Genomic DNA, 23,215 nt, shown 5'->3' on the forward strand with positions numbered 1-23,215 from the left:
GCCCGCGAGTGCCGGGACGGCGGACGTTCGGCGGGGCCGCGAGTACCGGTCTTCAACGCCCGACGGCTCCCGTGCCGCTCCGTGGGGCGGGTCGGATTCGTGTCGATCGAGTGCCCCGCCCCCCCGTCGCGGCGCCGCGCTGGCCGTCCGCCCTGTGTGTCGGCGAGTCCCAGGACGGCCCGGACGCTTCGCGCGCCGCGAGTGCAGGGCCGCTAGGGCCCTGGCGGCTTCCCGCGGGGGTGTGTCGGGCTCGTGTCGGTGATAGTGCCCCCCGTCGCGGCGCCGCGCTGGCCGTCCGCCCTGTGTGTCGGCGAGTCCCAGGACGGCCCGGACGCTTCGCGCGCCGCGAGTGCAGGGCCGCTAGGGCCCTGGCGGTTCCCCGCGGGGGTGTGTCGGGCTCGTGTCGGTGATAGTGCCCCCCGTCGCGGCGCCGCGCTGGCCGTCCGCCCTGTGTGTCGGCGAGTCCCAGGACGGCCCGGACGCTTCGCGGGCCACGAGTGCAGGGCCGCTAGGGCCCGGCGGCTTCCCGCGGGGCGCGTCGGCTCGTGGCGGTGAAGTGCCCAGCCCCACCGCGGCCGGCGCCGCGCGGCCCGCCTTTGTGCCCGCGAGTGCCGCGACGGCCTGGATGATTCGGGGGCCTGCGAGTGCAGTCCGTCCAACTACGCCCCCGGCGCCCCCGCCACTCCGCACGCACGGCAGCCGTAACCGGGCCGGGGCCGCTCCCACGCACCCGCAGGTTCGCCGCGCGCCCAGCTCCGACCTCCCGCAGCAGTGCTCAAGGCGGTGCGCGGCGGGCCGGAACCGGTGCGGGATTGCCGTGAAAGGCGCTTGTGGGCAGCCGATAGCCTTCCGGCGTGACCGCAACCCTCATCTGGATCCTTGTCGCGCTCCTCGCGATCGGCGTGTACCTGAGCTGGACGGCCGGGCGGCTGGACCGGCTCCATGTGCGGATGGACGCCGCGCGGGCCGCGCTCGACGCGCAGCTGCTGCGCCGGGCCTCCGTCGCGCAGGAACTGGCCACCTCGGGCGTGCTGGACCCGGCCGCCTCGATCGTGCTGTACGAGGCCGCGCATGCGGCCCGGCAGGCCGAGGAGGAGCAGCGTGAGGTCGCCGAGAGCGAGCTGAGCCAGGCGCTGCGCGCGGTGTTCGGGGACCCGGCACAGGTGGAGGCCGTCAGGGAGGCCCCAGGAGGCGAGGAAGCGGCCCGTGAGCTGGCCGAGGCGGTGCGCCGGGTCCCCATGGCCCGCCGCTTCCACAACGACGCCGTAGGAGCCGCTCGCAGGCTCCGCGAGCACCGCAAGGTCCGCTGGTTCCGGCTGGCCGGCCACGCCCCGTTCCCGCTGGCCTTCGAGATGGACGACGAGCCCCCCGCGGCCCTGGTGGAGCGGGCCGCCTGAACCCCAGGGGAATCCTCCCTGGACGAAAAGGATCCACCGGCTTGCCATTGGCCCTTGCTGTGGCCTGGTCCACTCGCGTTTCCTCGGTGAGGCAGTAACCCTCTTTCCCTTCAGTGAGGTCACCCGTGTCCACCATCGAGAACCAGGCTCCCGAGACCGGCACCGCCCGCGTGAAGCGCGGCATGGCCGAGCAGCTCAAGGGCGGCGTGATCATGGACGTCGTCACGCCGGAGCAGGCGAAGATCGCCGAGGACGCGGGCGCCGTCGCCGTCATGGCCCTGGAGCGGGTCCCGGCCGACATCCGCAAGGACGGCGGCGTGGCCCGTATGTCCGACCCGGACATGATCGAGGGCATCATCGACGCCGTCTCGATCCCGGTCATGGCCAAGTCCCGCATCGGCCACTTCGTCGAGGCCCAGGTGCTGCAGTCCCTCGGTGTCGACTACATCGACGAGTCCGAGGTCCTCACCCCGGCCGACGAGGTCAACCACTCCGACAAGTGGGCCTTCACCACCCCGTTCGTGTGTGGCGCCACCAACCTGGGCGAGGCCCTGCGCCGCATCGCCGAGGGCGCCGCGATGATCCGCTCCAAGGGCGAGGCCGGCACCGGCAACGTCGTCGAGGCCGTCCGCCACCTGCGGCAGATCAAGAACGAGATCGCCAAGCTGCGCGGCTTCGACAACCACGAGCTGTACGCCGCCGCCAAGGAGCTGCGCGCCCCGTACGAGCTGGTCAAGGAGGTCGCCGAGCTGGGCAAGCTCCCGGTCGTCCTCTTCTCCGCCGGCGGCGTCGCCACCCCGGCCGACGCGGCCCTGATGCGCCAGCTCGGCGCCGAGGGCGTGTTCGTCGGTTCCGGCATCTTCAAGTCCGGCGACCCGGCCAAGCGGGCCGCCGCCATCGTGAAGGCGACCACCTTCTACGACGACCCGAAGATCATCGCGGACGCGTCCCGCAACCTCGGCGAGGCCATGGTCGGCATCAACTGCGACACCCTCCCCGAGACCGAGCGCTACGCGAACCGCGGCTGGTAATTGCACCCTCAGAGGACTGCGCGAAACACATGACTGACGCACCCGTCATAGGCGTCCTGGCCCTCCAGGGCGACGTACGGGAGCACCTCATCGCCCTGGCCGCGGCGGACGCCGTGGCCAGGCCGGTGCGGCGCCCCGAGGAACTCGCCGAGGTCGACGGCCTCGTCCTGCCCGGCGGCGAGTCCACCACCATCTCCAAGCTGGCCATCCTCTTCGGCGTGATGGAGCCCCTCCGCGCGCGCGTGCGGGACGGCATGCCCGTCTACGGCACCTGCGCGGGCATGATCATGCTCGCCGACAAGATCCTCGACCCGCGCTCGGGCCAGGAGACCATCGGCGGCATCGACATGATCGTGCGCCGCAATGCCTTCGGACGACAGAACGAGTCGTTCGAGGCCGCGGTCGACGTGAAGGGCATCACGGGCGATCCTGTGGAGGGCGTCTTCATCCGCGCCCCCTGGGTGGAGTCCGTCGGCGCCGAGACCGAGGTGCTCGCCGAGTACGACGGCCACATCGTCGCCGTCCGCCAGGGCAACGTACTCGCCACGTCGTTCCACCCTGAACTGACCGGCGACCACCGCGTGCACTCCCTGTTCGTCGACATGGTGCGCGCCGATCGGGCACCCGAGTCCTTGTAGGATCTCTGGAGTTCCGTACAGAGATTGGTTACGCGAAGGAGACAGGCAGATGTCCGGCCACTCTAAATGGGCCACGACGAAGCACAAGAAGGCCGTGATCGATGCCAAGCGCGGCAAGCTCTTCGCGAAGCTGATCAAGAACATCGAGGTCGCGGCGCGCATGGGCGGCGTCGACCTCGACGGCAACCCGACGCTCTACGACGCCGTCCAGAAGGCCAAGAAGCAGTCGGTGCCGAACAAGAACATCGACTCCGCGATCAAGCGCGGCGGCGGTCTCGAGGCCGGTGGCGCCGACTACGAGACGATCATGTACGAGGGCTACGGCCCCAACGGCGTCGCGGTGCTCATCGAGTGCCTCACAGACAACCGCAACCGCGCCGCCTCCGACGTCCGCGTCGCCATGACCCGCAACGGCGGCAACATGGCCGACCCGGGCTCCGTGTCGTACATGTTCAGCCGCAAGGGCGTCGTCATCGTCCCCAAGGGCGAGCTGTCCGAGGACGACGTCCTCAGTGCGGTCCTGGACGCGGGCGCCGAGGAAGTCAACGACCTCGGCGAGACCTTCGAGGTCATCAGCGAGGCCACCGACCTGGTCGCGGTCCGCACCGCCCTCCAGGAGGCCGGCATCGACTACGACTCCGCCGAGTCCAGCTTCGTGCCGTCCGTCCAGGTCGAACTGGACGAGGAGGGCGCCAAGAAGATCTTCAAGCTGATCGACGCTCTCGAGGACAGCGACGACGTGCAGAACGTCTTCGCCAACTTCGATGTGAGCGACGAGATCATGGAGAAGGTCGACGCGTAACGCGCACGGCTTGCCCACGGGCCGACGGGACACACCCCGTCGGCCCGTCGCTTTGTCAGTGGCACCCGATAGCCTGCACGAACAGGCGATCGGCAGCCGATCGGAGGGAGGGGCGCGTGCGCGTACTGGGGGTGGACCCGGGGCTGACCCGGTGTGGTGTCGGCGTCGTCGAGGGGGTCGCGGGCCGCCCGCTCACCATGCTCGGCGTCGGTGTCGTCCGCACTCCCGTGGACGCAGATCTCAGCCACCGCCTCCTCGCCGTCGAGCAGGGCATCGAGCAGTGGCTGGACGAGCACCGGCCCGAGATCGTCGCCGTCGAGCGCGTCTTCAGCCAGCACAACGTCCGTACGGTGATGGGTACCGCCCAGGCCAGCGCCGTGGCCATGCTGTGCGCCGCCCGTCGCGGCATCCCCGTCGCGCTGCACACCCCGAGCGAGGTCAAGGCGGCCGTCACCGGCTCCGGCCGTGCCGAGAAGGCGCAGGTCGGCGCCATGGTGACCCGGCTGCTCCGGCTCTCCGCGCCGCCCAAGCCAGCCGACGCGGCCGACGCCCTCGCGCTCGCCATCTGCCACATCTGGCGCGCCCCCGCCCAGAACCGGCTCCAGCAGGCGGTCGCCCGCCACACAGTCAACGCAACGAAAGGCCGTACGGCATGATCGCCTTCGTCAGCGGCACGGTCGCCGCGCTCGCCCCGGACGCCGCGGTCGTCGAGGTCGGCGGCGTCGGCATGGCCGTCCAGTGCACACCGAACACGCTGTCCACGCTCCGCGTCGGCCGGCCCGCCAAGCTGCACACCTCCCTGGTCGTCCGCGAGGACTCGCTGACCCTGTACGGCTTCGCCGACGACGACGAGCGCCAGGTCTTCGAGCTGCTCCAGACCGCGAGCGGCGTCGGCCCGCGCCTCGCCCAGGCCATGCTCGCCGTGCACACCCCGGACGCGCTGCGCCGCGCCGTCGCCACCGGTGACGAGAAGGCCCTCATCGCCGTCCCCGGCATCGGCAAGAAGGGCGCGCAGAAACTGCTGCTGGAGCTGAAGGACCGGCTCGGCGAACCCATCGGCGCCCCCGTGGTCGGCGTCCCGGTCACCCAGGGCTGGCGCGACCAGCTGCACGCGGCCCTCATCGGCCTCGGCTACGCCACCCGCGAGGCGGACGAGGCCGTCACCGCCGTGGCGCCCCAGGCCGAGGCCGCCGGCGGCACCCCGCAGGTCGGGCAGCTGCTGAAGGCCGCCCTGCAGACCCTGAACCGCGCCCGCTGACCCCACGACGATCGAGGCACACGCATATGAACTGGGACGACACCACCGACACCACCGCCTCCGAGCGGCTCGTCGGTGCGTCCGCCGACGGGGAGGACCAGGCCGTCGAGGCCGCCCTGCGCCCCAAGGACCTCGGCGAGTTCATCGGCCAGGAGAAGGTCCGCGAACAGCTCGACCTCGTCCTGCGCGCCGCACGCGCGCGTGGCGCCACCGCCGACCATGTGCTGCTCTCCGGTGCGCCCGGCCTCGGCAAGACCACCCTGTCGATGATCATCGCGGCCGAGATGGGCGCCCCCATCCGGATCACCTCGGGCCCGGCCATCCAGCACGCGGGCGACCTCGCCGCGATCCTCTCCTCCCTCCAGGAGGGGGAGGTCCTCTTCCTCGACGAGATCCACCGCATGTCCCGGCCGGCCGAGGAGATGCTGTACATGGCGATGGAGGACTTCCGCGTCGACGTCATCGTCGGCAAGGGCCCCGGCGCCACCGCCATCCCCCTCGAACTGCCCCCCTTCACCCTGGTCGGCGCGACCACGCGCGCGGGCCTGCTGCCGCCGCCGCTGCGCGACCGCTTCGGCTTCACCGCGCACATGGAGTTCTACGAGCCGCACGAACTGGAACGGGTCGTGCACCGCTCGGCGAACCTGCTGGACGTCGAGGTCGAGCCGGACGGTGCCGCCGAGATCGCCGGCCGCTCCCGCGGCACGCCCCGCATCGCCAACCGCCTGCTGCGCCGCGTCCGCGACTATGCGCAGGTCAAGGCGGACGGCCTGATCACCCGCGAGATCGCCGCGGCCGCCCTTGCCGTCTACGAAGTCGACGCGCGCGGCCTCGACCGCCTCGACCGCGCCGTCCTCCAGGCCCTGCTGAAGCTCTTCGGCGGCGGCCCGGTCGGCCTGTCCACGCTCGCCGTCGCCGTGGGGGAGGAGCGGGAGACCGTCGAGGAGGTCGCCGAACCGTTCCTCGTCCGGGAAGGACTGCTCGCCCGCACCCCCCGCGGCCGGGTCGCCACGCCGGCCGCCTGGGCGCACCTCGGGCTGACCCCGCCCCGCCCGGCGACCGGGGGGACCGGTCAACAGGACCTGTTCGGGGCCTGACGGCGTCATGATGGACATGGGACGGCGAAGGCAATGGCCCGGACAGGAACTCAGGTGCCATGCTGAGCGTTGTTCCATGCGCGCGGACTCGCTTAGACTCCGCCGATGCCGCCCTTGCGGGTGGCGCCGACCACACCCCCATCAAAAAGGCCGCTCTCCGTCGCGGTCGCGCGAAGGAAACCCCGTCCCGTGAATGCCTTTACCCTTCTCCCCTTCATCGTGCTCATCGCGGCCATGTTCCTGATGACGCGCTCGGCCAAGAAGAAGCAGCAGCAGGCCGCCAACATGCGGAACGAGATGCAGCCCGGCTCCGGTGTCCGCACGATCGGGGGGATGTACGCGACGGTCAAGGAGGTCAACGAGGACACGGTCCTCCTCGATGCCGGTCCGGGTGTCGATCTCCTCTTCGCCAAGAACGCGATCGGCGCCGTCCTCAGCGACGACGAGTACAACCGCATCGTCCACGGCATCGAGCACGACCTGAAGTCCGACGCCGACATCGTCCCGGACGACGCCTCCTCCCTCACCGAGACCGACGAGTCCGACTCGCCCGCTGCCGCCGCCTCCGACGACAAGGCCGTCGACCTCGGTAAGAAGGACGCTGGCGAAGACGACGGCACCGACGCGGCCGAGGCCGCCGAGGCCAAGGCGGAGGACGAGCCGAAGAAGACCGACGGCGACTCCGACGCGAAGTAGTCACGCCCCGGTGGTGCGCCAGGCGGCATAATCACGCCCCGCGCACCACCGGGCGTCTGTTTCCCGTACGGAACAGCCCGACACCATGTCATGGCCGACCGCGCCGACCGGGCGCGGGGCGGCCCGAGAGGGAGTACGAGAAGGTGGCAGCACCTAAGAGGGGCCGGAGCGCGAGTGCCCAGAGCAAGCCAGGGCGCTCGCTGGCCCTCATCCTGATCGCCATCGTGGCGCTGACCGGAGGCATGTTCCTCTCCGGGAACACCACTCCGCGTCTCGGCATCGACCTCGCCGGTGGTACGAGCATCACGCTCAAGGCGAAGGCCGACCAGGGGTCCGCGATCAACAAGGCCAACATGGACACCGCGGTCGACATCATGAACCGCCGTGTCAACGGCCTCGGTGTCTCCGAGGCGGAGGTGCAGACCCAGGGGACCGACAACATCATCGTCAACATCCCCAAGGGCACCAACTCCAAGGAGGCGCAGCAGCAGGTCGGCACCACCGCCAAGCTGTACTTCCGCCCGGTCCTGGCCAGCGAGCCCAGCGGTCCCGCCGGGCAGAGCCCCTCGCCGAGCGCCTCCCCCAGCGGCAGCTCCTCGCCGAAGCCGGGCGCGAGCCCCTCCAGCAGCGCCTCCTCCAAGGAGAAGGCCTCCTCGTCCTCCACCGCGTCCCCCAAGGCCTCGGCGACCTCCCAGGGCCGTGCCGTCAGCGACGCGCTGAAGGCCGGCTCCACCCCCTCGCCGAGCCCCTCCGCCCCCGGCAGCGGCAAGCCGTCGGCCACCCCCTCGGCCTCCGCGAGCAGCGGCAGCTCGGCCGCCGCCAAGCTCCAGGCCCAGTACGCCACCCTGAACTGCACCAAGCCCGACCAGCGGGCCAAGGTGGGCGGCGCCACCAAGCCCGGCGAGCCCACGGTGGCCTGCGGCCAGATCAGGAAGGTCTGGTACAAGTACGTGCTCGGCCCGGCCGCCGTGGACGGCACCGATGTGAAGAACGCCGCTGCGCGCTTCGACACCCAGGGTGCCTCCGGCTGGCAGGTCGTCATGAACTTCACCTCCAGCGGCTCCAAGAAGTTCGCGGATGTCACCGGACAGCTGGCGAAGAACCAGACCCCGCAGAACGAGTTCGCCATCGTCCTCGACGGCGAGGTCGTCTCCAGCCCGTTCGTGCAGCAGGCCATCACCGGCGGCCAGGCGGAGATCTCCGGCAGCTTCACCCAGCAGGACGCCCAGGGCCTCGCCAACATGCTGTCGTACGGCGCCCTGCCGCTGTCCTTCCAGGAGCAGTCGGTCACCACCGTCACCGCCGCGCTCGGCGGTGAGCAGCTGCACGCCGGTCTGCTCGCCGGCGCGATCGGCCTCGCCCTGGTCGTGATCTACCTGGTGGTCTACTACCGCGGTCTGTCGATCGTCGCCATGGCCTCGCTGCTGGTCTCCGCGATGCTCACCTACGTGATCATGTCGCTGCTCGGCCCGGCCATCCACTTCGCGCTGAACCTGCCGGCCGTCTGCGGCGCCATCGTCGCGATCGGTATCACCGCGGACTCGTTCATCGTGTACTTCGAACGCATCCGGGACGAGATCCGCGAGGGCCGCTCGCTGCGCCCCGCCGTGGAGCGGGCCTGGCCGCGCGCCCGGCGCACCATCCTGGTCTCCGACTTCGTGTCGTTCCTCGCCGCCGCCGTCCTGTTCATCGTGACCGTCGGCAAGGTCCAGGGCTTCGCGTTCACGCTCGGCCTGACCACCGTGCTCGACGTGGTCGTCGTCTTCTTCTTCACCAAGCCGCTCATGACGCTGCTCGCCCGCCGCAAGTTCTTCGCGAACGGCCACAAGTGGTCCGGCCTGGACCCGCAGAGTCTGGGTGCCAAGCCGCCGCTGCGCCGCACCCGCCGTCCAGCCGGTCCTGTTGCCGGCTCTGTCGACCCGAAGGAGGCCTGAGCAATGTCGAAACTCGGCAACCTCGGCGCTCGACTGCACCGCGGCGAGATCTCGTACGACTTCGTCGGCAAGCGCAAGATCTGGTACGGCATCTCCATCCTGATCACCATCACGGCCATCGTCGGCCTGGCGGTGCGCGGGCTGAACATGGGCATCGAGTTCAAGGGCGGCGCGGTCTTCACCACGCCGACCAAGATGAGCACCTCGGTGGCCCAGGCGGAGACGTACGCCAAGGACGCCTCCGGCCATGAGGCGATCGTGCAGAAGCTCGGCAACGGCAGCCTGCGCATCCAGATCGCCGGCATCGACACCGGCCAGTCCGACAGGATCAAGCAGGAACTGGCCAAGGACCTGAACCTCAACCCCGAGAAGCTCGCCGCCGACCTGGTCGGCCCGAGCTGGGGCGAGCAGATCGCCAACAAGGCCTGGGAGGGCCTGGGCATCTTCATGGTCCTCGTCGTGATCTACCTGGCCATCGCCTTCGAGTGGCGCATGGCCGTGGCGGCCCTGGTCGCACTGATCCACGACATCACGATCACGACCGGTATCTACGCCCTGGTCGGCTTCGAGGTCACGCCCGGTACGGTCATCGGTCTGCTGACGATCCTCGGTTACTCGCTCTACGACACGGTCGTCGTCTTCGACAGCCTCAAGGAGCAGACCAAGGACATCACCAAGCAGACCCGGTTCACCTTCAGCGACATCGCCAACCAGTCGATCAACGGCACCCTGGTCCGTTCGATCAACACCACGGTCGTCGCCCTGCTGCCGGTCGCGGGTCTGCTGTTCATCGGCGGTGGCTTCCTCGGCGCCGGCACGCTGAACGACATCTCGCTGTCGCTCTTCGTCGGCCTCGCCGCCGGCGCCTACTCCTCGATCTTCATCGCCACCCCGCTCGTCGCGGACCTCAAGGAGCGCGAGCCGGCGATGAAGGCCCTCACCAAGCGGGTCCTGGCCAAGCGTGCCCAGGCCGCCGCCGAGGAGGACCTCGCTGCGGACCGCGCCGCGGTCGCCGACGACTCCGACGCCGCCCCCGCCGTCGTGGGCCCCCGTAACCAGCCCGCGTCCCGTAACCGGGGCCGCGGCCGACCCTCCGGGAAGCGCCGATGACAGACATCCGAGAGCTGCTGCTCAGCCGTATCCGTGACGTCGCCGACTACCCCGAGCCGGGCGTGATGTTCAAGGACATCACCCCGCTGCTGGCGGACCCGGCCGCGTTCACGGCGCTCACCGACGCGCTGGCCGAGATCGCCGAGAACACCGGCGCGACCAAGGTCGTCGGCCTGGAGGCCCGCGGTTTCATCCTCGGCGCCCCGGTCGCCGTCCGCGCGGGCCTCGGCTTCATCCCGGTCCGCAAGGCGGGCAAGCTGCCCGGAGCGACGCTGCGCCAGGCGTACGACCTGGAGTACGGCTCCGCGGAGATCGAGGTGCACGCGGAGGATCTGGCCGCCGGTGACCGGGTCCTGATCGTGGACGACGTCCTGGCCACGGGAGGTACGGCCGAGGCCGCGATCCAGCTGATCCGGCGCGGCGGCGCCGAGGTCTCCAGCCTCGCGGTCCTGATGGAACTGGGCTTCCTGGGCGGCCGTGCCCGACTGGAGCCGACGCTGGACGGGGCACCGCTGGAGGCGCTCCTCCAGGTCTGAGCACGTCGCTGCACGAGCGGCCTCGGCTTCGCCGTAGGCCGCTTCGTGTTTCCCACCCGCAGCACCGGCGCGGCATGCGTCGTCGGGTGCGGGTGGCCCTCCTGACGGCGGAAGCGCCCCGCAGGTGCCACCCGCGGGACACCCACCGCACGCCCCCCGAGCACCCGGAATCCACCTGATGGAATCCGGCGGAAGCCCCCCGCGTTGCACAGGTAGACGGTCCTCACTTCCGGCTGAAGGCGATGACCAGCCGCAGGATCGCTACCATGGGGTCTCCGGAGCCTGACCGGGGGACCCGGATCGCGCACGGAGGAGCCCTCTTGCCAGACGAGGCCCAGCCACTGACCGCCGCCAAGCCCGAGCCCGGCTCGGCGCCCGCGGCCAAGCCCGCGCCCAACGCGTCCCACGCGAAGAACGACACCCGCGGGCCGATCGAGCACGCCCAGTCCGCGCCCGTCGAGAAGGCTGCCGAGGCCGCACGTCCCAAGCCGGCCCCGCCCGAGCGCCCGGCACAACCCCCCGTGGTGCGTCAGCCCGTCGGCCAGCCCGGCCGCACCGGCTCCTCCAACCGCGTCCGCGCCCGCCTCGCCCGCCTGGGCGTCCAGCGAGCCAATCCGTACAACCCGGTCCTGGAGCCCTTGCTGCGGATAGTGCGCAGCAACGACCCCAAGATCGAGAACTCCACGCTCCGCCAGATCGAGCGCGCCTATCAGGTCGCCGAGCGCTGGCACCGCGGCCAGAAGCGCAAGAGCGGCGACCCGTACATCACGCATCCCCTCGCCGTGACGACCATCCTGGCCGAGCTGGGCATGGACCCGGCGACCTTGATGGCGGGGCTGCTGCACGACACCGTAGAGGACACCGAGTACGGCCTCGACCAGCTGCGCCGCGACTTCGGCGACACCGTCGCCCTGCTCGTCGACGGCGTGACCAAGCTGGACAAGGTCAAGTTCGGTGAGGCCGCGCAGGCCGAGACCGTACGCAAGATGGTCGTAGCGATGGCCAAGGACCCGCGCGTCCTGGTCATCAAGCTCGCCGACCGCCTGCACAACATGCGCACCATGCGCTACCTCAAGCGTGAGAAGCAGGAGAAGAAGGCGCGCGAGACCCTGGAGATCTACGCGCCGCTCGCCCACCGCCTCGGCATGAACACCATCAAGTGGGAGCTGGAGGACCTCGCGTTCGCGATCCTCTACCCCAAGATGTACGACGAGATCGTACGGCTGGTGGCCGAACGGGCGCCGAAGCGTGACGAGTACCTGGCCATAGTGACCGACGAGGTCCAGGCCGACCTGCGCGCCGCCCGTATCAAGGCGACCGTCACCGGCCGCCCGAAGCACTACTACAGCGTCTACCAGAAGATGATCGTCCGCGGCCGTGACTTCGCGGAGATCTACGACCTGGTGGGTATTCGTGTCCTTGTCGACACGGTCCGCGACTGTTACGCCGCCCTCGGCACCGTGCACGCGCGATGGAACCCGGTCCCCGGCCGGTTCAAGGACTACATCGCGATGCCCAAGTTCAACATGTACCAGTCGCTGCACACGACGGTCATCGGGCCCAACGGCAAGCCGGTCGAGCTGCAGATCCGCACCTTCGACATGCACCGCCGCGCCGAGTACGGCATCGCCGCGCACTGGAAGTACAAGCAGGAGGCCGTCGCCGGCGCCTCCAAGGTGCGTACGGACGTGCCCAAGGCCTCCGGCAAGGACAAGGACGCCATCAACGACATGGCGTGGCTGCGGCAGTTGCTGGACTGGCAGAAGGAGACCGAGGACCCGGGCGAGTTCCTGGAGTCCCTGCGCTTCGACCTGTCCCGCAACGAGGTCTTCGTCTTCACCCCCAAGGGCGATGTCATCGCGCTGCCCGCGGGTGCCACGCCCGTCGACTTCGCGTACGCCGTCCACACCGAGGTCGGCCACCGCACCATAGGAGCACGGGTCAACGGCAGGCTCGTACCGCTCGAATCCACCCTGGACAACGGTGACTTGGTGGAGGTCTTCACCTCCAAGGCGCCCGGCGCCGGACCGTCCCGTGACTGGCTCGGCTTCGTCAAGTCGCCGCGCGCCCGTAACAAGATCCGCGCCTGGTTCTCCAAGGAGCGCCGGGACGAGGCGATCGAGCAGGGCAAGGACGCGATCGTACGGGCGATGCGCAAGCAGAACCTCCCGATCCAGCGCATCCTCACCGGTGACTCCCTCGTCACGCTCGCGCACGAGATGCGGTACTCGGACATCTCCGCGCTGTACGCCGCGATCGGCGAGGGCCATGTCTCCGCGCAGCACATCGTGCAGAAGCTGGTCCAGGCCCTGGGCGGCGAGGAAGCCGCCACGGAGGAGATCGACGAGACGGTCCCGCCGTCCCGCACCCGCGGCCGCAAGCGCCGCTCCAGCGCGGACCCGGGTGTCGTCGTCAAGGGCGTCGACGATGTGTGGGTCAAGCTGGCCCGCTGCTGTACGCCGGTACCGGGCGACCCGATCATCGGGTTCGTCACCCGGGGCAGCGGCGTATCGGTTCACCGCAACGACTGCCTCAACGTCGAGTCGCTGTCCCGTGAGCCGGAGCGGATCCTCGACGTCGAGTGGGCGCCCACCCAGTCCTCGGTCTTCCTGGTCGCCATCCAGGTCGAGGCGCTGGACCGCTCCAGGCTGCTGTCGGACGTCACCCGCGTGCTGTCCGACCAGCACGTCAACATCCTCTCCGCGGCCGTCCAGACCTCCCGTGACCGGGTGGCCACCTCCCGGTTCACCTTCGAGATGGGCGACCCGAAGCACCTCGGCCACGTCCTGAAGGCCGTACGGGGCGTGGAGGGCGTGTACGACGTCTACCGCGTGACGTCGGGACGCAGCCGGTCGTAGCCACGTGCCTCGCCCATGCAAAACGCTCGGCTGGGAAATCCCAGCCGAGCGTTTTGTCTAGCGCTTCAGCGTGTTCGTCGAAGGCGTACCGTATATTTGGCGGCCAAGAAAAGACCGGACCCGGCCAGTAGGGCCCCCAGAGCGATGGTCCATCCAGATTTCCCCGGCTCCGTCGACAGATATCCGACGCCGGTCAGGGCCAGCAGAATACCCAGAATGAGGCCTGAGAAATTTGCCCAGAGAGGCTTCATATTGACTCTCCTCCGGTCAGTTCTCTTTACGGAGTGCTGAAGATGGGCCACAGGTTCCCGTTGCTGGACTTGGCCGTGGCGGGAGTCTGCGGTCCGTACTTGAGTACGGTATCAGTAAAGGTGATCGTACCGCTCGGACCGCAGACGGGGAGCTTCTTGGCGATGCAGGCCTGCAGTACGACCTTCCCCGTCAGGGTGAAGCCGGCCGAACTTCCGCTCGCGTAGGGCTGCGTGAAGTTCATGTTGATGCCGAGGGCCTGACCCTGAATGTTGTTGTGACCGGACAGGGTGCCCGATGCGCTGACAAGGTCACCCTTGCTGTCGCGCGTGGTGGTGACGACGAAGTCGATCTCACCGGTGCGGGTGGATTTGTAGCCACCCCCAGGATAGAACTTGTAGACCGTGCTGGACGTCGTGTTCGACGCGTATGCAGCCGGAGCTGCAAGGGTGATTCCAGCGGTAGCGGTCACGGCGGCCAGCGCGGCGGCAGTTATACCCCTGCGGATATGCATGTTCCCCGATTCCTTTATCAATCCGAACGCGACGGACGACGCTGTTCGGCGCGGCCTGGTCAAAGCCGCAGCACTGACACTAAAGGTCGAGTCGCATGTTGAGCAACCTTCCTATAGCTCAATTACTGCTCAAATCCACCCCGCATTGGTTCAGAAATTTAATGGAATGTCCGGATTCAATAAAGCGTGGGGGCGTGGAAGGCGTGACGAGCCTCACGATCTTGAATTGAGTATTTACCGGTGTGCGTCGTGAGACGAGAAATGGCCCCGGTCCGGTCGGACCGGGGCCACAGCCCACAACCTATTCGGTGCTCTTTAGCCGCCGAACTCCTGGAGGCCCTTCAGTGCCTGGTCCAGGAGCGCCTGGCGGCCCTCCAGCTCGCGCTCCAGCTTGTCGGCCTTGGCGTTGTTGCCCTGGGCGCGGGCCTGGTCGATCTGCGCCCTCAGCTTGTCCACGGCGGCCTGCAGCTGACCGGTCAGACCCTCGGCACGCGCGCGTGCCTCCGGGTTCGTCCGGCGCCACTCGGCCTCCTCGGCCTCCTGCATCGCCCGCTCGACCGCGTGCATCCGGCCCTCGACCTTCGGACGCGCGTCCCGCGGGACGTGGCCGATGGCCTCCCAGCGCTCGTTGATCGAGCGGAAGGCGGCCCGCGCGGACTTCAGGTCGCCGATCGGCAGGAGCTTCTCGGCCTCCTCGGCCAGCTCCTCCTTCAGCTTCAGGTTCTCCGCCTGCTCCGCGTCCCGCTCGGCGAACACCGAGCCGCGCGCCGCGAAGAACACGTCCTGGGCGCCGCGGAAGCGGTTCCACAGGTCGTCCTCGTGCTCGCGCTGGGCGCGGCCCGCGGCCTTCCACTGCGTCATCAGCTCGCGGTAGCGGGCCGCCGTCGGCCCCCAGTCCGTCGAGTCCGACAGCGCCTCGGCCTCGGCGACCAGCCGCTCCTTGGTCCGGCGGGCCTCCTCGCGCTGCGCGTCCAGCTGCGCGAAGTGCGCCTTGCGCCGCTTGGAGAACGCCGACCGGGCGTGCGAGAAGCGATGCCACAGCTCGTCGTCGGACTTGCGGTCCAGGCGCGGCAGACCCTTCCAGGTGTCCACCAGCGCGCGCAGCCGCTCACCGGCCGCCCGCCACTGGTCGGACTGCGCCAGCTGCTCCGCCTCGGTGACCAGGTCCTCCTTGGCCTTGCGCGCCTGGTCGGACTGCTTGGCCCGCTGCTGCTTGCGCTCCTCCCGACGCGCCTCGACGGTCTCGACGAGCTTGTCCAGCCGCCCCCTCAGGGCGTCCAGGTCGCCGACCGCGTGATGCGCGTCCACCTGCTCACGCAGGTGGTCGATCGCGGTCTGGGCGTCCTTCGCCGACAGGTCGGTGGTCTGCACTCGCTTCTCGAGGAGGCCGATCTCGACAACCAGGCCCTCGTACTTGCGCTCGAAGTAGGCCAGCGCCTCCTCAGGGGAGCCGGCCGCCCAGGAACCGACGACCTGCTCGCCGTCGGCCGTACGCACGTACACGGTCCCCGTCTCGTCGACGCGGCCCCACGGGTCGCTGCTCACAGCGCCTCCTCCACATGATGCCTGCGAGGGGCCTCAGCACCCCCGGCATCGTCCACAGTTTCGTCACGGCCAACATAGGCGACCAGCGGGTTGCCTGTCCGCATCCAGCGCGACCGAAATTCCGCTGTTGACCGTCTCGGGTTTCAGGACGGCGTCAGGACTTCGTCACCGTCGCCTTGTTGATCACCACGGTTGCGTTCGGGGCGGTGTTGTCCGTGGACGGGTCCGCCGCCTGGGCGCCGGCGGCGGCGATCTTCTTGAGCACCTTCATGCCCGCGTCCGACACGGTGCCGAACGGGGTGTAGTCCGGCGGCAACGGACTGTCCTGGTAGACGAGGAAGAACTGGCTGCTGCCGGAGTTGCGGCCCTGCTGGGTCTGCGGGTTGTAGTGGTTGGCCATCGCCACGGTGCCCGCCGGGTACATGTTGCCCTTGAGGCTCTTGTCCTTCAGGTTCTCGTCCGGGAGCGTGTAGCCCGGCCCGCCCATCCCGGTGCCCGTCGGGTCGCCGCACTGGAGCACGTAGATTCCGCTCGTGACCAGGCGGTGGCACTTCGAGTGATCGAAGAAGCCCTGGCCCGCAAGGAAGTTGAACGAGTTCACCGTGTGCGGGGCCGCCGACGTCTTCAGCGCGATGTCGATGTCACCGCACGTCGTGGCGAGCTTCATCGAGTACTTCGCCGACGTGTCGATCGTCATCGCCGGCTCCTTCTTCCAGGTCAGCTTCTTCACCGAGCCGGCCGCCGGCTTCGCGCACGGGTCCGGGGCCTTGCTGGGCTTGACGTCCGCGGCGGTGTTGGTCTTCTTGTCGTCGCTCTTCAGCGCCCCGGTCGTGTACAGCGCGACACCCGCGATCACGACCACGCCCAGTACGGACGCGATCACGGAGTTGCGTACGCGGGCCTTGCGGCGCGCCTGGGTGCGCCGCTGCTGCTGCCGCAAGAACTTCTCCCGGGCGAGCTGACGCCGCCGCTGCTCCTGGCTGACCACCGGGTTCTCTCCTCATGCGTGTCGTGTGCCGACCGGTACGCGTGCGTCCTCGTGAGCCGGCCGGTGCGTGTAGCCCCGTACCGTATATGGGTTCGCTGAGGAAACGGCAGCGCCGGTAGGCTCTGGACCACAGCTTGCAGTCACCCGTATCGACACAACGAAGGACGATCGTGCTCATTGCCGGGTTCCCCGCCGGTGCCTGGGGGACGAACTGTTATCTCGTCGCCCCCGCCGCCGGTGAGGAGTGCGTGATCATCGACCCCGGCCACCAGGCCGCCGAAGGCGTCGAGGAAGCACTGAAGAAGCATCGGCTCAAGCCCGTCGCCGTCGTCCTCACCCACGGCCACCTCGATCACGTGGCCTCCGTCGTCCCCGTCTGCGGCGCCCACGACGTACCGGCCTGGATCCACCCCGAGGACCGGTACATGATGAGCGACCCCGAGAAAGCGCTCGGCCGGTCCATCGGCATGCCGCTGATGGGCGAGCTGACCGTGGGGGAGCCGGACGAGGTCCGGGAGCTGACGCATGGCACCACTCTCGAACTGGCCGGTCTGGAGTTCTCCGTCGCGCACGCGCCGGGCCATACCAAGGGGTCGGTGACCTTCCGGATGCCCGAGACCGCCGACATCCCGTCGGTGTTCTTCTCCGGGGATCTGCTGTTCGCCGGCTCCATCGGACGCACCGACCTGCCGGGCGGATCCATGGAGGACATGCTCGAGTCGCTGGCCCGCGTGTGCCTGCCGCTCGACGACTCCACCGTGGTGCTGTCCGGCCACGGCCCCCAGACGACCATCGGCCAGGAGCGCGCCACCAACCCGTATCTGCGGCAGGTGGCGGCCGGCCAGGGAGCCTCGCCGGCTCCCCGACGAGGAATGTGACGAGAGACTTCCGTGAGCACTTTCAAGGCCCCCAAGGGCACGTACGACCTCCTGCCCCCGGACAGCGCCAAGTTCCTGGCCGTCCGTGAGGCGATCGCCGCGCCCCTCAGGAACTCCGGCTACGGCTACATCGAGACGCCCGGTTTCGAGAACGTGGAGCTGTTCGCGCGCGGCGTCGGCGAGTCCACCGACATCGTGACGAAGGAGATGTACGTCTTCGAGACGAAGGGCGGCGACAAGCTGGCCCTGCGCCCGGAGACGACCGCCCCCGTGCTGCGCGCGGTCCTGGAGGCCAACCTGCACAAGACGGGCAACCTCCCGGTGAAGGTCTGGTACTCGGGCTCGCAGTACCGCTACGAGCGCCCGCAGAAGGGCCGCTACCGGCACTTCTCCCAGGTCGGCGCGGAGGCGATCGGCGCGGAGGATCCGGCCCTCGACGCCGAGCTGATCATCCTGGCCGACCAGGCGTACCGCTCGCTGGGCCTCAGCGGCTTCCGCATCCTGCTCAACAGCCTGGGCGACAAGGAGTGCCGTCCGGCGTACCGGGCCGCGCTGCAGGAGTTCATGCGCGCCCTCGACCTGGACGAGGACACCCGTCGGCGTGTCGACATCAACCCGCTGCGGGTCCTCGACGACAAGCGCGAGTCGGTGCAGAAGCAGCTGACCGGTGTCCCGCTGCTGCGCGACTACCTGTGCGACTCCTGCAAGGCGTACCACGAGGAGGTCCGCGAGCTGATCACCGAGGCGGGCGTGTCCTTCGAGGACGACCCGAAGCTGGTGCGCGGCCTGGACTACTACACCCGTACGACCTTCGAGTTCGTCCACGACGGACTCGGCTCCCAGTCCGCGGTCGGCGGCGGCGGCCGGTACGACGGCCTGTCGGAGATGATCGGCGGCCCCGCCCTGCCGTCGGTCGGCTGGGCCCTCGGTGTCGACCGCACGGTCCTCGCCCTGGAGGCGGAGGGCGTGGAGCTGGACCTGCCGTCCACGACGTCGGTGTACGCCGTCCCGCTCGGCGAGGAGGCCCGCCGGGTGCTGTTCGCCAAGGTCACCGAGCTGCGCAAGGTCGGCATCTCGGCGGACTTGTCGTACGGCGGCAAGGGCCTGAAGGGCGCGATGAAGAACGCCAACCGCAGCGGCGCCCGCTACGCGCTCGTGGCCGGCGAACGCGACCTCGCCGAGGGCGTCGTCCAGCTCAAGGACATGGAGTCCGGCGAGCAGACGGCGATCGGCGTGAACGAGATCGTGGCGGAACTGGAGTCCCGCCTCGGCTGAGCCGAGCGAGACAGGAGGGTCGCCGGCCATGCCCGGCGGCCCTCTCACTGTTCCAGCAACCCCAACCGCATCGCGCTCGTCACCGCCGCCGTACGGTCGTCCACCCCCAACTTGCCGAAGATCCGCAGCAGATGGGTCTTCACCGTCGACTCCCCGATGAACAGCCGGCGTCCGATCTCCGCGTTGGTGCAGCCCTCGGCCACCAGGCGCAGGACGGCCGTCTCCCGGGCGGACAGCCGGGGGCGTTCCGGCCTGGTGCGCAACCGGTCCACCAGGCGGGCCGCCACCGAGGGGGCCAGCACGGTCTCGCCGCGCGCCGCCGCCCGTACCGCGTCCGCCAGTTCCCGCCGGGCAGGTCCTTCAGCAGATAACCCGCGGCGCCCGCCTCCACGGCCCGCAGGATGTCCCGGTCCGTCTCGTACGTCGTCAGCACGATCACCCGGCACGGCAGCCCGGCCGCGGTCATCCGCACGATCGAGTCCACGCCCCCGCCGCCCGGCATCCGCAGGTCCATCAGCACGATGTCCGGCCGCAGTTGCGCCGTCAGCGCCTCCGCCTGCGGTCCGCCGGCCGCGTCGCCGACCACCTCCAGGTCCGGTTCGGCGCTCAGCAGGGCGCGCAGTCCCTCCCGTACGACAGGGTGGTCGTCGGCCAGGACGATCCGGATCACGCGCTCTCACTCCTCACGACGCAACGCACGGCGGCGGGGACCGGCAGGCGTACGGTCACCGTCGTGCCGTCGCCGGGTGCGCTGCGCACCGATGCCGTGCCGCCCACCTCGGCGGCGCGGGCGCGCAGCCCGGCCAGACCGTATCCGTTCGACGCGGCGGCCGGGTCGAAGCCGCCCTCGTCGCGGACGAAGAGGGTCAGGGTGCCGTCGGCGTAGTCGAGGCGGACCTCGGCCGGCGTCGAACTCCCGGCGTGCTTACGGGCATTGGTCAGGGCCTCCTGGCAGGCGCGCAGGGCCACCACCTCCAGGCCGGCCGGCAGCGCGCGCACCGGGCCGGTCACCGTCAGCGCCGCCTCCTGGCGCGCGGCCAGCCGCTCCAGCGCGTCCGGGAGGCCGGCGCCCGCCAGGTCGGCGGGTGCGCCGCCGGCGACCAGCGCGCGGGCCTCGGCGAGGTTGCGGCGGGCGGTGTCCTCCATGAGAGCCAGATGGCGGCGGGCCTGCGCGGGGTCCAGGTCCAGTTCCGCGTGCACGGCCTGCACCGGCATCAGCAGACTGGTGAAGCCCTGCGCGAGGGTGTCGTGGATCTCCCGGGCGAGCCGCTCCCGCTCGGCGAGGGCGCCGTGCGCGGCCGACAGCCGGGCGACCTCGTTCCTGCCGGCGTCCAACTCGGCGATCAGCTCGGCCCGTTACGTGCTCTGCTCGATGATCCGGATGATCCAGGCGCCGACCACCCCGGAGAACGCCAGACAGACCACGGCGAAGAGCGCGTCGGCGAAGAGCTCCTCGGCACCCGGCCGCCACAGCAGTGCCCAGCCCACGACCGGCGCCAGGTTGATCACCGCCACCGTCACCAGTGCGCCGCGCTTGCGCAGGGTCATGAAGCACTGGGGGACCAGCGCGAACGAGACCAGCCGGGTCTCGCCCGCCAGGACCGCCGACGGCAGGAACAGCGCCGGCGTCCCGGCCAGATACCACAGGGCCCGGCGCCCGCCCGGGGGGTCCTCCGCGAGCAGGCGGCGGCCGAACACCGCGTACCAGGGCACCAGCGGCACGAGCAGCCCGGCCGCGACCGCGCGCACCGGCCACGGGGGGGCTCCGCGCCGAGTACGAGGGCCAGCGTGGCCGTCCACGCGACGGCGAAGTACACGTCCCAGAGCCGGATCGCGCGGTCCCAGGCGTCAACGCCCCGGGCGTGGTCTGTCACCCCTCGCGCCGGTTCTTCCACCGGAAGGTCAGCAAGCACAGCACCAATCCTCCGGCGCACCACGCACCCAGCACCAAGGCGATCCGCCCGAACTCCCAGGCGTGCGCCTGCTCCAGGACCTTCGCCGAATCGGGCAGGAACACGCCCCGCAGCCCCTGGCACAGCCATTTGAGCGGGAACAGCGCGCCGATGTCGAGCATCCAGCCGGGAATCGTGTCGATGGAGATGTAGACCCCGGAGACGAACTGGAGGAGCAGGAAGGGCAGGACGACGACGGAGCTGGCGCTCTTCGCCGACTTCGGCACCGAGCTGATCGCGATGCCGAGCAGCGCGCACGCGGTCAGGCCCAGCACGAAGATCCACGCGAAGTCGAACCAGCGCCCGGCGTCGGACGGCAGCTGGACGTCGTAGAACGCCGTCCCGGCGGCCAGCAGGATCGCGGTCTCCAGGACACCGGTGCACAGAACCAGCCAGATCTTGCCCAGGAAATAGGCCGCGGGCGGCATCGGCGTGCCCCGCAGCCGCCGCAGCACCTTCTCGTCCCGTTCGACCGCGATGGAGATGCCGAGCGACTGGAAGCTGGTCGACATGATCCCGGAGGCCATCATCGCGGGCACGTACAACTGGGAGGCGGTGATCCCGGTGTGCCCGACGTCGTTGTGGAAGATCGACGCGAACAGGAACAGGAACACCACCGGGAAGGAGAAGGTGAACACCACCTGCTCGCGCAGCCGGAAGAACTGCTTGATCTCCAGGGCCCCGCGCAGCAGGCCGATCGTCCACACGCCGGGCAGGGACCCGGCGGACCCGCGGGCGGTGGTGTGTACGGCGGTCGTGGTCATCGCACGGCCTCCTGTCCGGTCAGCCGGAGGTAGACGTCCTCCAGGGTGGGGCGGCTCACCGTCAGCCCGGGTATCTCGCCGTCGAAGCGGCGCATGAGGGCGGCGACGGTCCGGGTCGGCATGTCGGTGTGCTCCGTGTGCGGGGAGCCGTCGGCCTCCCGCCAGGCGACGGTGGTCTCGCCGCCGTAGCGCCGGCGCAGGCCGTCAGGCGTGCCCTCGGCGACCACCCGGCCCTTGGCCACGACCGCGAGCCGGTCCGCGAGGGTCTCGGCCTCCTCCAGGTAGTGCGTGGTGAGCAGGATCGTCGTGCCCTCGTCGGCAAGCAGCCGGATCAGCTCCCAGAACTGGCGCCGGGCGGCCGGGTCGAAGCCGGTGGTCGGTTCGTCCAGGAGCAGCAGCTCGGGGTCGCCGATCACGCCGAGCGCCACGTCGAGGCGGCGTCGCTGGCCGCCGGAGAGGCCCTTGATCCGGCTGTTCGCCTTCGCCTCGAGGCCGACCAGGCGGATGACCTCCTCGGGCTCGCGCGGGCGCGGGTAGTAGCGGGCGAAGTGCCGTACGGTCTCGCGGACCGTCAACTCCGCGGGCGCTGATTCGTCCTGCCAGACGATGCCCACACGGGATCTCCACGCGCGCGTGCCCGTCGCCGGGTCCGCGCCGAGGACGCGGACCTCGCCCCCGTCGCGTGACCGGTTGCCCTGGAGGATCTCCACCGTGGTGCTCTTGCCGGCGCCGTTGGGTCCGAGCAGGCCGAACACCTCGCCGGGCCGGATGCCGAGATCCAGCCCGTCCACCGCGGTCACGCCCCCGTACCGCTTGCGCAGCCCCCGGACGTCCACCGCGAGTTCGTTCGCGTGTGCTGTCATGCCCTCGATAATCGGCCGGAACCGAACGATCCGTGACCACCGTGCGTACGTCCTTATGTCCGCCGAACGGTGGACACACACGTGCGTGCGGCACAATGAGCCGTGCCCGAAGATGGTCCAACTCTCAAGTGACGGATCGGCGTGATGAGCAAGACGACAGTCAACGACGTCTCCACGGAGTCGGGTCCCGAGCGTGCCGCCGACGCCCCGCGCACGGTGGGCGGCAGCCGTGCCTTCGCCCTGCTGCTGGTGATCACCGGCGCGGCAGGCCTGCTGGCCGCCTGGGTCATCACCATCGACAAGTTCAAGATCCTCGAGGCCAAGGTCGCGGGCAAGACCTTCACGCCCGGCTGCAGCGTCAACCCGGTCGTGTCCTGCGGCAGCGTCATGGAGAGCAAGCAGGCGGCGGTCTTCGGCTTCCCGAACCCGATGCTCGGCCTGGTCTGCTACGGCATCGTCATCTGCGTCGGCATGAGCCTGCTGGCCCACGCCCGCTTCCCGCGCTGGTACTGGCTGACCTTCAACTTCGGCACGCTCTTCGGCGTCGGCTTCGTCACCTGGCTGCAGTTCGAGTCCCTGTACCGGATCAACGCGCTGTGCCTGTGGTGCTCGCTGGCCTGGGTCGCCACGCTCACCATGTTCTGGTACGTCACCTCGTTCAACGTCCGCAACGACTTCCTGCGCGCGCCGGGCTGGCTGAAGCGGTTCCTCGCCGAGTTCACCTGGGTCCTCCCGGTCACCCACTGCGGCGTCATCGCCATGCTGATCCTGACCCGCTGGGGCAGCCAGCTCTGGGCCTGAACCCTGGGCTCGCCCCCTGGCCGGGCCGC

Annotated in this window: 20 protein-coding genes and 2 pseudogenes; 15 read left to right on the top strand and 7 right to left on the bottom strand. The window is 69.9% G+C overall.

Annotated elements, in window-relative coordinates; all coding sequences use genetic code 11:
• Positions 1-854 precede the first annotated feature (854 nt).
• The 12 genes from BFF78_RS33960 to BFF78_RS34015 all read left to right on the top strand — a co-directional run bounded on the left by BFF78_RS33960 (position 855) and on the right by BFF78_RS34015 (position 13,357).
• Positions 855-1,397 (top strand): LemA family protein, encoded by a 543-nt coding sequence (locus BFF78_RS33960; protein WP_069781942.1) that lies wholly within the window; start codon positions 855-857, stop codon positions 1,395-1,397.
• Between the two features lie 125 nt (positions 1,398-1,522).
• Positions 1,523-2,428: a pyridoxal 5'-phosphate synthase lyase subunit PdxS gene (pdxS, locus tag BFF78_RS33965; RefSeq protein WP_069781943.1), complete on the top strand. Its 906-nt coding sequence runs from the start codon at positions 1,523-1,525 to the stop codon at positions 2,426-2,428.
• Positions 2,429-2,457: 29 nt separating this feature from the next.
• A complete protein-coding gene (pdxT, locus tag BFF78_RS33970) occupies positions 2,458-3,066 on the top strand; it encodes a pyridoxal 5'-phosphate synthase glutaminase subunit PdxT (protein ID WP_069781944.1) in 609 nt (202 codons plus the stop codon).
• A 49-nt stretch (positions 3,067-3,115) separates the two neighbouring features.
• The gene (locus BFF78_RS33975) at positions 3,116-3,868 is read left to right on the top strand and encodes a YebC/PmpR family DNA-binding transcriptional regulator (protein ID WP_069781945.1); all 753 of its coding nucleotides are present in this window, start codon (positions 3,116-3,118) and stop codon (positions 3,866-3,868) included.
• Positions 3,869-3,984: 116 nt separating this feature from the next.
• Positions 3,985-4,524, top strand: a complete 540-nt coding sequence (gene ruvC / locus BFF78_RS33980) for a crossover junction endodeoxyribonuclease RuvC (protein ID WP_069781946.1) — start codon at positions 3,985-3,987, stop codon at positions 4,522-4,524.
• On the top strand, positions 4,521-5,126 hold the full coding sequence (ruvA, locus tag BFF78_RS33985) for a Holliday junction branch migration protein RuvA (RefSeq protein ID WP_069781947.1): 606 nt from the start codon (positions 4,521-4,523) through the stop codon (positions 5,124-5,126). Before ruvC ends, ruvA begins: the two co-directional genes overlap by 4 nt.
• 26 nt (positions 5,127-5,152) lie before the next feature.
• The gene (ruvB, locus tag BFF78_RS33990; protein WP_069781948.1) at positions 5,153-6,223 is read left to right on the top strand and encodes a Holliday junction branch migration DNA helicase RuvB; all 1,071 of its coding nucleotides are present in this window, start codon (positions 5,153-5,155) and stop codon (positions 6,221-6,223) included.
• Between the two features lie 189 nt (positions 6,224-6,412).
• Complete coding sequence (gene yajC, locus BFF78_RS33995) at positions 6,413-6,919, top strand: preprotein translocase subunit YajC (protein WP_069781949.1); 507 nt, start codon at positions 6,413-6,415, stop codon at positions 6,917-6,919.
• A 143-nt stretch (positions 6,920-7,062) separates the two neighbouring features.
• Complete coding sequence (gene secD, locus BFF78_RS34000) at positions 7,063-8,853, top strand: protein translocase subunit SecD (protein ID WP_193433593.1); 1,791 nt, start codon at positions 7,063-7,065, stop codon at positions 8,851-8,853.
• 3 nt (positions 8,854-8,856) lie between these two features.
• Positions 8,857-9,963: a protein translocase subunit SecF gene (secF, locus tag BFF78_RS34005; protein WP_069781951.1), complete on the top strand. Its 1,107-nt coding sequence runs from the start codon at positions 8,857-8,859 to the stop codon at positions 9,961-9,963.
• The gene (locus BFF78_RS34010; protein ID WP_069781952.1) at positions 9,960-10,499 is read left to right on the top strand and encodes an adenine phosphoribosyltransferase; all 540 of its coding nucleotides are present in this window, start codon (positions 9,960-9,962) and stop codon (positions 10,497-10,499) included. Before secF ends, BFF78_RS34010 begins: the two co-directional genes overlap by 4 nt.
• Positions 10,500-10,819: 320 nt before the next feature.
• A complete protein-coding gene (locus BFF78_RS34015) occupies positions 10,820-13,357 on the top strand; it encodes a RelA/SpoT family protein (RefSeq protein WP_069781953.1) in 2,538 nt (845 codons plus the stop codon).
• Positions 13,358-13,634: 277 nt separating this feature from the next.
• Here the strand turns inward: BFF78_RS34015 and BFF78_RS34020 are convergent, their stop codons facing one another.
• The 3 genes from BFF78_RS34020 to BFF78_RS34030 all read right to left on the bottom strand — a co-directional run bounded on the left by BFF78_RS34020 (position 13,635) and on the right by BFF78_RS34030 (position 16,653).
• The gene (locus BFF78_RS34020; protein WP_069781954.1) at positions 13,635-14,120 is read right to left on the bottom strand and encodes a hypothetical protein; all 486 of its coding nucleotides are present in this window, start codon (positions 14,118-14,120) and stop codon (positions 13,635-13,637) included.
• 315 nt (positions 14,121-14,435) lie between these two features.
• Positions 14,436-15,665, bottom strand: coding sequence for a DUF349 domain-containing protein (locus BFF78_RS34025; RefSeq protein WP_069781955.1), 1,230 nt, complete (start codon positions 15,663-15,665; stop codon positions 14,436-14,438).
• Between the two features lie 154 nt (positions 15,666-15,819).
• Positions 15,820-16,653: a peptidylprolyl isomerase gene (locus tag BFF78_RS34030; protein ID WP_069781956.1), complete on the bottom strand. Its 834-nt coding sequence runs from the start codon at positions 16,651-16,653 to the stop codon at positions 15,820-15,822.
• Positions 16,654-16,823: 170 nt separating this feature from the next.
• On the opposite strand from BFF78_RS34030, the gene BFF78_RS34035 reads away from it, so the two are divergent.
• Positions 16,824-17,531: an MBL fold metallo-hydrolase gene (locus tag BFF78_RS34035; RefSeq protein WP_069781957.1), complete on the top strand. Its 708-nt coding sequence runs from the start codon at positions 16,824-16,826 to the stop codon at positions 17,529-17,531.
• A 12-nt stretch (positions 17,532-17,543) separates the two neighbouring features.
• The gene (gene hisS / locus BFF78_RS34040; RefSeq protein ID WP_069781958.1) at positions 17,544-18,806 is read left to right on the top strand and encodes a histidine--tRNA ligase; all 1,263 of its coding nucleotides are present in this window, start codon (positions 17,544-17,546) and stop codon (positions 18,804-18,806) included.
• Between the two features lie 44 nt (positions 18,807-18,850).
• Here the strand turns inward: hisS and BFF78_RS34045 are convergent.
• The 4 genes and pseudogenes from BFF78_RS34045 to BFF78_RS34060 form a co-directional block, all read right to left on the bottom strand.
• Positions 18,851-19,476, bottom strand: a pseudogene (locus BFF78_RS34045) (response regulator).
• Positions 19,473-20,701 (bottom strand): annotated as a pseudogene (locus tag BFF78_RS34050) (sensor histidine kinase). Before BFF78_RS34050 ends, BFF78_RS34045 begins: the two co-directional pseudogenes overlap by 4 nt.
• Positions 20,677-21,522, bottom strand: coding sequence for an ABC transporter permease (locus BFF78_RS34055; RefSeq protein WP_069781959.1), 846 nt, complete (start codon positions 21,520-21,522; stop codon positions 20,677-20,679). Before BFF78_RS34055 ends, BFF78_RS34050 begins: the two are co-directional and overlap by 25 nt.
• Complete coding sequence (locus tag BFF78_RS34060; RefSeq protein ID WP_069781960.1) at positions 21,519-22,385, bottom strand: ABC transporter ATP-binding protein; 867 nt, start codon at positions 22,383-22,385, stop codon at positions 21,519-21,521. The genes BFF78_RS34055 and BFF78_RS34060 overlap by 4 nt, the downstream gene beginning before the upstream one ends.
• Before the next feature lie 144 nt (positions 22,386-22,529).
• Between BFF78_RS34060 and BFF78_RS34065 the strand changes: the two genes are divergently transcribed.
• Entirely contained in the window at positions 22,530-23,186 is a 657-nt protein-coding gene (locus tag BFF78_RS34065) for a vitamin K epoxide reductase family protein (RefSeq protein WP_069781961.1), read from the top strand.
• Positions 23,187-23,215 lie beyond the last annotated feature (29 nt).

Source organism: Streptomyces fodineus (genome assembly GCF_001735805.1).
GTDB classification, from domain to species: Bacteria; Actinomycetota; Actinomycetes; order Streptomycetales; family Streptomycetaceae; genus Streptomyces; species Streptomyces fodineus.